The organism is Streptomyces lacrimifluminis (assembly GCF_014646095.1).
Classification (GTDB): Bacteria; Actinomycetota; Actinomycetes; order Streptomycetales; family Streptomycetaceae; genus Streptomyces; species Streptomyces lacrimifluminis.
Genome location: NZ_BMMU01000002.1, coordinates 285,572 through 294,339, shown reverse-complemented (window position 1 = coordinate 294,339; position 8,768 = coordinate 285,572). Strand labels below are relative to the sequence as shown.

8 protein-coding genes and 2 pseudogenes are annotated in these 8,768 nt (G+C 70.2%); 5 read left to right on the top strand and 5 right to left on the bottom strand.

All coding sequences use genetic code 11. From position 1 onward, the window contains the following. The first annotated feature begins 9 nt into the window (after positions 1 to 9). From IEY89_RS04470 to IEY89_RS04460, 3 genes are all read left to right on the top strand, one after another. The gene (locus tag IEY89_RS04470; RefSeq protein WP_189145923.1) at positions 10 to 237 is read left to right on the top strand and encodes an MbtH family protein; all 228 of its coding nucleotides are present in this window, start codon (positions 10 to 12) and stop codon (positions 235 to 237) included. 81 nt (positions 238 to 318) lie between these two features. Then, positions 319 to 1,893 (top strand): amidohydrolase, encoded by a 1,575-nt coding sequence (locus tag IEY89_RS04465; protein ID WP_189145922.1) that lies wholly within the window; start codon positions 319 to 321, stop codon positions 1,891 to 1,893. Continuing rightward, positions 1,890 to 2,123 (top strand): hypothetical protein, encoded by a 234-nt coding sequence (locus tag IEY89_RS04460; protein WP_189145921.1) that lies wholly within the window; start codon positions 1,890 to 1,892, stop codon positions 2,121 to 2,123. Before IEY89_RS04465 ends, IEY89_RS04460 begins: the two co-directional genes overlap by 4 nt. Positions 2,124 to 2,155: 32 nt before the next feature. Here the strand turns inward: IEY89_RS04460 and IEY89_RS04455 are convergent, their stop codons facing one another. The 5 genes and pseudogenes from IEY89_RS04455 to IEY89_RS41860 form a co-directional block, all read right to left on the bottom strand. Next, complete coding sequence (locus IEY89_RS04455; RefSeq protein ID WP_189145920.1) at positions 2,156 to 2,941, bottom strand: GntR family transcriptional regulator; 786 nt, start codon at positions 2,939 to 2,941, stop codon at positions 2,156 to 2,158. 82 nt (positions 2,942 to 3,023) lie between these two features. Beyond that, positions 3,024 to 4,904 carry a 3D-(3,5/4)-trihydroxycyclohexane-1,2-dione acylhydrolase (decyclizing) gene (gene iolD / locus IEY89_RS04450; protein WP_189145919.1) on the bottom strand — a complete coding sequence of 627 codons (1,881 nt, stop codon included), beginning with the start codon at positions 4,902 to 4,904 and terminating at the stop codon, positions 3,024 to 3,026. Then, positions 4,904 to 5,800 carry a 5-deoxy-glucuronate isomerase gene (gene iolB, locus IEY89_RS04445; protein WP_189145918.1) on the bottom strand — a complete coding sequence of 299 codons (897 nt, stop codon included), beginning with the start codon at positions 5,798 to 5,800 and terminating at the stop codon, positions 4,904 to 4,906. The genes iolD and iolB overlap by 1 nt, the downstream gene beginning before the upstream one ends. 75 nt (positions 5,801 to 5,875) lie before the next feature. Then, positions 5,876 to 6,149 (bottom strand): annotated as a pseudogene (locus IEY89_RS04440) (Cgl0159 family (beta/alpha)8-fold protein); the annotation flags it as partial. Next, positions 6,123 to 6,395 (bottom strand): annotated as a pseudogene (locus tag IEY89_RS41860) (5-dehydro-2-deoxygluconokinase); the annotation flags it as partial. The pseudogenes IEY89_RS04440 and IEY89_RS41860, both read right to left, overlap by 27 nt. A gap of 283 nt (positions 6,396 to 6,678) precedes the next feature. On the opposite strand from IEY89_RS41860, the gene IEY89_RS04435 reads away from it, so the two are divergent. Then, positions 6,679 to 7,692 (top strand): sugar ABC transporter substrate-binding protein, encoded by a 1,014-nt coding sequence (locus tag IEY89_RS04435; RefSeq protein ID WP_189145917.1) that lies wholly within the window; start codon positions 6,679 to 6,681, stop codon positions 7,690 to 7,692. Continuing rightward, a complete protein-coding gene (locus tag IEY89_RS04430) occupies positions 7,692 to 8,768 on the top strand; it encodes an ABC transporter permease (protein ID WP_189145916.1) in 1,077 nt (358 codons plus the stop codon). The genes IEY89_RS04435 and IEY89_RS04430 overlap by 1 nt, the downstream gene beginning before the upstream one ends.

Here is an 8,768-nt window from a genome sequence, read left to right as displayed (position 1 = left end):
AGGACCCGCATGAGCGGCAGCAGCACCAACCCCTTCGAGAACCCCGACGGCGTCTACTCCGTGCTCGTCAACGACGAGGGCCAGCACAGCCTGTGGCCCGACTTCGTCGACGTACCGGCCGGCTGGACCGTCGTCCACGGCCCGGCACCCCGCCAGGAGTGCCTGGACCACATCGAGACCAACTGGACGGACATGCGGCCCAAGAGCCTGGCGGACCGCATGGAGCGGACCGGCTGAAGCCACGATCGGATCCGATCGGATCGATCCGATCGGACGGATCGGATCGGCTTCGGAACCGGAACGAGGAACTGACTCCCCATGCTCACCACGCGACTGACCAACGCCCGCGTCCTCACCATGGACCCCGACCACCCCGTCGCCCACGACCTGGGCATCTGGCGGGGCCGGATCGTGGGCCTGGACGAGGCGGTCACCGGGTTGCCCGCGCAGCGGGTGATCGACCTCCAGGGCGCGACCGTGCTGCCCGGGTTCATCGACAGCCATGTGCACCTGGCCTGGACGGGGTTCAAGGCCGCCACGCCCACAGTGGCGCCCTGCGTCCGGGTCGAGGACGTGCTCGCGGTCGTCGCGGAGGCCGCGGCCCAGGTGCCGCCGGGCGGCTGGGTGGACGTCGCGGGATACGACCAGCGGGGGCTCGGCCGGCATCTGACCCTCGCTGAGCTGAACAGGGCCGCCAGTGGTCGCAAGGTGCTGCTCATGCACGACTCCGGACACGGCTGCGCGGTCAGCGGCCCGGTGCTGGACCTGCTGCCCGGCGTGGTCCCGCACGAGGGCGCCTTCCTCGCCGAGGGGGCCATGGGCGCGGCCAGGGCGCTACGACTGCCGCACTCCCAGGAGGAGTTGGCGGAGGCGATCGGACGGGCCGCCCGGGCCTGTCTGGCCGAGGGAATCACCGCGTGCGCCGAGGCGGGCATCGGCGGCGCCCTGCTCGGCAACAGCCCGGTCGAGCTGGGCGCCTACCAACTCGCCCGGGAACGCGGTCTGTTGCCCCTGCGGATCCAGCTGATGGTGGCCGCCGACCGACTGCACTCCGTCACCGCCCACGAGGCCGACGGCATCCCGCGCGCCCTCGACCTGGGGCTGCGTACCGGCTTCGGCGACGACCGGCTGTCCGTCGGCGCGCTGAAGGTGTACACCGACGGCGGCATGATGGCCCGCACCGCCGCGCTCACCAGCCCCTACCAAGGGCTGGACACCGCAGGGCAGTTGCAGGAGGACCCCGAACTCCTCAAGCGGACCATCGTGGACGGGCATCTCGCGGGCTGGCAGCTCGCCGTGCACGCCATCGGCGACCGGGCCGCCGATGTCGCGCTGGACGCGCTGGAGGAGGCGCAGCGGCTGCGGCCCAGGCCGGGCGCCCGGCACCGGATCGAGCACGCCGGGCTGATCCGGCCCGACCAGCTGCCCCGGCTGGCACGGCTCGGTGCGACGGCCGTCGTACAGCCCAACTTCCTGCGCTACTTCGGCGACGACTACGCGTCGATCATGGGGGAGGAGCGGGCACCCTGGCTGTACCGGGGGCGGGGGTTCCTGGAGCACGGCATCCGGCTGGTAGGGAGTTCCGACCGGCCGGTGGCGGACGGGTCGCCGCTGCGGGCCGTGCAGTTCATGGTCGAACGGGCTTCGCTGTCAGGGCAGTTGATCGGGCCGGACGAGGGCATCACCGTGGACGAGGCGCTGCGCGCGTACACCGTCGACGGCGCCTGGGCCTGTCACTGGGAGGTCAGCGCGGGCAGTGTCACCCCCGGCAAACGGGCCGATCTGGTCGTGCTGGGAGACGACCCCCGAAGCGTCGACACCTCACGCATCGGGGACATCGAGGTCGTGGCGACACTCGTCGACGGCCTGGAGAACGAGGAGGGAACGCTGTGAGCGCTCCGACGACGGACGTCATCGGCGAGTACACCCAGCTGTGGCAGGACTCGCCCCACGCACCCCGGTGGGTGCTCTGGGACACCGCCGGGGACGTCCTGGTGTTCGACCGGGACGTCAACTGCCCCCTCTACATCGACGACGAGGCGATCCGGGGCGAGGTACTGCGCCGGATGCGCGCGGCGGGCGTACCGGAGAGCGCGGAGTACCCGGGCCGCCCCTGCTCCTGACAGCCGTACGGAGGACGGGAAAAGGGGGCGGCTCAGGGGCGCATCAGCAGCTGGAAGTCGAAGGCGTAGCGCGATGCCCGGTAGATGTGCGTGCCGAACTCCACGGCCCGTCCGGTGTCGTCGTACGCCGTGCGCTGCATGGTGAGCAGGGCGGCACCCTCCGACTCCTCCAGGCGTTTGGCCTCCGCCGCCGTTGCCGAGCGGGCGCCGACGGTCTGGCGGGCGCTGTGCAGGGTGATGCCCGCGGTGCGCATCATCCGGTACAGGCCCGTCGACTCCAGCCGGGCGCCGTCGAGTTCGAGGAGTCCCGAGGGCAGGTAGTTGCAGAGGAACGCCACCGGCTCGCCGTGTGTGCAGCGCAGCCGCTCCAGCACGACGACCTCGCTGCCTTCCTTCACCCCGAGGTTGGCGGCGACCTCGGTGGACGCCGGCTGCCGCTCGTTGCGCAGGACCTGCGTGGTGGGCCCCTGGCCGGCCGACTCCAGGTCGTCGTACAGACTGCTCAGTTCGAGCGGGCGCTTGACCTGGCTGTGCACCACCTGCGTGCCGACGCCACGCCGGCGGACCAGCAGGCCCTTGTCCACCAGGGACTGGATCGCCTGGCGGACCGTGGGCCTGGACAGGCCCAGGCGGACCGACAGGTCGATCTCGTTGCCGAGGAGATTGCCCGGCGCCAGAACCCCGTGCTCGATCGCCGCCTCCAGCTGCTGAGCCAGCTGGTAGTAGAGCGGGACCGGGCTGGAGCGGTCCAGCGTGAAGTCCAGGGTGTCGAGCGGGGAGCCGGACACCCCACGGGCGCGGTCACCGGGTGTCACCACCGGGCACCTCCCTTCGGATAGTGACGATGCGTCAGAAGTGGTTGAGGGGAACGAGGTTGTTACCGCCGTCCGCCGGGGGAGATCAGAGATGCCGGCGTCGGTCGGTGACCTGGCGGTCGTACGCCTCGCGGGCCTGTACGGCGGACTCGCGGGTGGCGGTCTCGGCGACCGGTACGTCCCACCAGGCCTCCGCCGGGGGAGCGGTCGGCGTCGGGTCGGTCTCCACGTACACGCAGGTCGGCCGGTCCGAGGCGCGGGCCGTCGCCAGGGCCGTGCGCAGCTCGCCCACGGTCTTGGCGCGCAGGACGTCCATGCCGAGGCTGGCCGCGTTCGCCGCCAGGTCGACCGGCAGCGGGTCGCCGGTGAAGGTGCCGTCGGCGGCCCGGTAGCGGTAGGGGGTGCCGAAGCGCTCCCCGCCGACCGACTCGGAGAGGCCGCCGATGGAGGCGTACCCGTGGTTCTGGACGAGGACCAGGTTGACCGGCAGACCCTCCTGGACGGCGGTGACGATCTCGGTCGGCATCATCAGATAGGTGCCGTCGCCGACCAGCGACCAGACCGGGGTGTCCGGAGCGGCCTGCTGGACGCCGATCCCGGCGGGGATCTCGTAGCCCATGCAGGAGTAGCCGTACTCCAGGTGGTACTGCCGGGGGCTGCGGGCCCGCCACAGCTTGTGCAGGTCACCGGGGAGCGACCCCGCCGCGTTGATGATCACGTCGTCGTCGCCCACGACCGAGTCCAGGGCACCCAGCACCTGTGTCTGGGTGGGCACGGCCGAGTCGTCGCCCCGGAAGGCGGCCTCGACGACCGCGTCCCAGCGCTCCCGGCCCGCCCGGTACTCCTCCTCGTACGCCCGTCCGACCCGGTGTCCGGTCTCCGTCAGCGCCTCGGTGAGCGCCGTGAGGCCCGCGCGGGCGTCGCAGACGAGCGCACGAGCGGCCAGCTTGTGGGCGTCGAAGGCGGCGATGTTGAGGTTGAGGAACCGTACGCCCGGGTTCTGGAACAGAGTGTTCGAGGCGGTCGTGAAGTCCGTGTAGCGCGTGCCGACGCCGATGATCAGGTCGGCGGTGCGGGCCAGGTCGTCGCTGACGGCCGTACCGGTGTGGCCGATGCCGCCCAGGTCGGCGGGGTGGTCGTGGCGCAGGGAGCCCTTGCCGGCCTGCGTGGACGCCACGGGGATGCCGGTGGCGTCCACCAGGGCCTTCAGCGCCTCCTCGGCCTGGCTGTGGTGGATCCCGCCGCCCGCGACGATCAGCGGTCGCTCGGCGGCACGGACGGCCTGTACGGCCTCGGCCAGCTCGTACGGGTCGGGCGCGGGACGCCTGACGTGCCAGACGCGCTCGGCGAAGAACTCCTCCGGCCAGTCGTACGCCTCCGCCTGCACGTCCTGCGGCAGGGAGAGGGTGACGGCACCGGTCTCCACCGGGTCCGTGAGGACGCGTACGGCGTTCAGCGCGGACGGGATCAGCGCCTCGGGGCGTGTCACCCGGTCGAAGTAGCGCGAGACCGGGCGCAGCGTGTCGTTGACGGACAGGTCGGCCTCGACCGGGTGCTCCAGCTGCTGGAGCAGCGGGTCCGCGCTGCGCGTGGCGAAGTAGTCGCCGGGGAGCAGGAGCACCGGAAGGCGGTTGATCGTCGCGAGCGCCGCGCCGGTGACGAGGTTGGTGGCGCCCGGGCCGATGGACGTGGTGACGGCCTGTGCCGAGAGCCGGTGCAGCTGGCGGGCGTAGCCGACGGCCGCGTGGACCATCGCCTGCTCGTTGCGGCCCTGGTGGAACGGCATCGCGTCCTCACCGGCCTCCAGGAGCGCCTGCCCGAGGCCCGCCACATTGCCGTGGCCGAAAATGCCCCATGTGCCGGCGATCAGCCGGTGGCGTACGCCGTCGCGCTCGGTGTACTGGACGGACAGGAACCGCACCAGCGCCTGGGCGACGGTCAGACGGCGGGTAGGGGTCGTGCTCATCAGGACTTCTCCGGGGCCGTGTAGAGGGGCAGGCGGGGGTCGACGGGCTGTTCGGGCCAGGTGCCGCGGACCCAGGCGTGATCGGGGTGGTCGCAGATCAGCCAGGCGCGGTCGGCCTCGGGTCCGGCCATGACGTTGAGGTAGTACATGTGGTGACCGGGCACGGCCATGGACGGGCCGTGCCAGCCGTCGGGGATGAGGACGACGTCCCCGCCGCGCACCTCGGCCAGCACGTCCGTGTTCCGGCCCTGCCCGGACGGGGACACCCGCTGGTAGCCGAGGCCGGGCGTGCTCTCGTGGTCGGCGAACTCGAAGTAGTAGATCTCCTCGAGGACGGACTCCTCGCCGGGCCGGTGCTCGTCGTGCTTGTGGGGCGGGAAGGACGACCAGTTCCCGCCGGGTGTGATGACCTCGACGGCGATCAGCTTGTCGCACTCGAAGACGCCCGCCGCGCCGAAGTTGTTGACCTGCCGGGAGGAGTTCCCGGTGCCGCGCAGCTCCACCGGGACGGAGGAGGCGGGACCGTAGCGCGCGGGCAGCCGCCGGGTGCAGCGCGCGCCGGTGAGCGCGAAGCGCCCGCCCTCGGCGGAGGTGATGGTCGTACGTGCGTCACGGGGCATGTACACGAAGTCGCTGACGCCGCTGAACACGCTGTCGCGGCCGTGCATCTCGAAGGCGGTGTGGCCGAAATCGTCCGTCGTGTCGACCGTGCAGGAGCCGTTCAGGGACAGTGCGATCCACTCGCTGTCACCGGTGGAGAAGGCGTGCGAGCCGCCTGGGGGCAGTTCCAGCACCCGGAGGCTGGAGTAGCCCCAGCCGGCCTTGTCGGGGTTGACGTCGACGACGTACGGGCCGCCGAGAGCCTTGCCGGCCGGGAGGTGGTAGGCGGTGGTCATGATCTGTCACTACTCCTGTTCACAGCGGGTCCTGTGTTGACCCGGTTCACGGCCGTACCCTGTTGTTGTCTCGGTTCACAGCAGTCCCACCACCGTGTCCACGGCTGTCTCCACACTGCCCGAAGACGGGTGGAGCAGCGACCGGCCGACGACCGGCCCTGCACGGTCGACGGCCGCAGCACCTCGCGTCGGCGCTCGTACGCGCCTTCCGGGTCGTCGGTGACGGGAAGCCGGACTCCAGGGTCGCGAGCGAGCCCGGGTCGTCGTGGTCGCTGCGCAGCAGCAGCCTGCCCGCGTCGAAGCGCAGCCGGGCGATGTCCTCGGCGCGGAGCCCGGTGACCCAGCCGTCGTGGACCCCGAACTCCCTGAGCGCCTGGTGCGGATGGCCGCCGGAGGCGTCCGCACCGGTGAGGGTGACGACGGCCGAGGAACGGCCCGGACGGGCCCCCGCGACCGCGACGTCGGCGGCGGACCCACCGGGAAACTCTCCGAACGTCTGCACTAGGGTCAGCGGTGCGCCGGACCGCGGCGGACAGAGATCAACTCCGATGCGGCCCATGGTGACCAGGTCGAAGGGCGGGGCTGACTCGGTCATGCGATGCTCCTTCGAGCTGCGGAGGATGCGGGTCCCGAGGGGCTTGTCGTCTCCCAGGTGTAGGACTCGGAGGGTGACGCTGTCAAGAGTTTGTTCTTACATTCTGACCTGCTCGTGAAATGATGTCTTAACAAAGTATTGACAGCGGACAGTTCCAAGGATTTGGATTCGGTCCCAAGTGGACTGCCGTGTTCGCGGCACACGGCCCGGACCTCCGGGACCCGGGCCCGGGATCGCTAAGATCCCCACCCTCTCCCCGGTCGCACAGTGAGGTGCAGGAAAGATGGACCGCTCTTCTCGCTCCCGCAGAATCGCCCCCGTTGTCGCCGCTGCCGCGGCGACGGCCTTGGTCCTCGCGGGCTGCTCCAGCAGTTCCGGCGGCAAGAAGTCCGAGGACGGCGGTGCCGACGCCTCGGCGGGCAAGGCCACCACCCCTCGGATGACCGTCGCCCTGGTCACCCACCAGGCGCCCGGCGACACCTTCTGGGACATCGTCCGCAAGGGCGCCCAGGCTGCCGCGGACAAGGACAACATCAAGCTCGTCTACTCGGCCGACCCGAACGCGGGCAACCAGGCCAACCTCGTCGACAACGCGATCGCCCAGAAGGTCGACGGCATCGCCATCACGCTGGCCAAGCCGGACGCCATGAAGGACGTCGTGGCCAAGGCGACGGCGGCCGGCATCCCTGTCGTCGGCCTCAACTCGGGCCTGAGCGACTGGAAGAAGCTGGGTCTCCAGCAGTTCTTCGGCCAGGACGAGACCGTCGCGGGCGAGGCGTTCGGCAAGAAGCTGAACGAACTCGGCTCCAAGAAGGCCGTCTGTGTGATCCAGGAGCAGGGCAACGTCGGCCTCACCCAGCGCTGTGACGGTGTGAAGAAGACGTTCACCGGCACGCTGGAGACTCTCAACGTCAACGGCACCGACATGCCGTCCGTGAAGTCGACGATCACCGCGAAGCTCAACCAGGACAAGGCGATCGACTACGTCGTCGCGCTCGGCGCCAGCTACGCGCTGACCGCGGTGCAGTCGGTGAGCGACGCAGGCAGCAAGGCCAAGGTCGCGACGTTCGACCTCAACAAGGAGATGACCGACGCCATCACGAAGGGCGACATCCAGTTCGCGGTGGACCAGCAGCCCTACCTCCAGGGCTACTTGGCCGTCGACTCGATGTGGCTGTTCAAGAACAACGGCAACTACAGCGGTGGCGGTGAGCAGCCCGTGCTGACCGGCCCGGCGTTCGTCGACAAGTCCAACGTCGAGAAGATCGCCGCGTTCGCCGCGAAGGGCACTCGGTGATGTCGAGTCACGCAACGGCTCCGGCGGCGAGTTCCTCGCCGCCGGCTCCGCCGGTCACTCAGAAGGACGGCCGCACCAATCAGCGGTCCCTGGGGCGCAGGCTGCTGGCCCGCCCCGAGGTCGGTGCCCTCATCGCCGCGATCGGTGTGTACCTGTTCTTCTTCACGGTGGCGCCTTCCTTCCGGGAGACCAGTGCCCTCGCGACGGTGCTCTACCAGGCGTCCGTCATGGGCATCATGGCGTTGCCGGTGGCCCTGCTGATGATCGGCGGGGAGTTCGACCTGTCCGCCGGCGTCGCGGTCACGACCTCGGCGCTGACCGCGGCCATCCTCAGCTTCCAGCTCTCCATGAACGTATGGACCGGAGTGTTCGTCGCCCTGGTCGTGTCCCTCGCCGTGGGGGCGTTCAACGGCTGGCTGCTGATCAAGACCGGGCTGCCGAGCTTCCTGGTCACCCTCGGCTCGTTCCTGATCCTGCAGGGCGCCAACCTCGCCGTCACGAAGATCTTCACCGGGAACGTGGCGTCCGACTCGATCGCCGACATGGACGGCTTCGACCAGGCCAAGAAGGTCTTCGCCTCCGAGTTCGCCATCGGTGACGTCAACTTCAAGATCACGATCGTGTACTGGCTGGTCTTCGCCGCGATCGCGACCTGGCTCCTGCTGCGCACCAGGTTCGGGAACTGGATCTTCGCCGTCGGCGGCAGCCAGGACTCCGCCCGCGCGGTCGGTGTCCCGGTGAAGTTCACGAAGATCGCCCTGTTCATGGGCGTGGGCGCGGGCGCCTGGTTCGTGGGCATGCACCTGCTGTTCTCGTTCAACACGGTCCAGTCCGGCGAGGGCGTGGGCAACGAGTTCCTGTACATCATCGCCGCGGTCATCGGCGGCTGCCTGCTGACCGGTGGCTACGGCTCCGCGATCGGCCCGGTCATCGGTGCCTTCATCTTCGGCATGGTCTCCCAGGGCATCGTCTACGCCAACTGGAACCCGGACTGGTTCAAGGCGTTCCTCGGCGTGATGCTCCTGGTCGCCGCCCTCGTCAATCTGTGGGTCCGCCGCCAGGCGACCCGGAGGTGA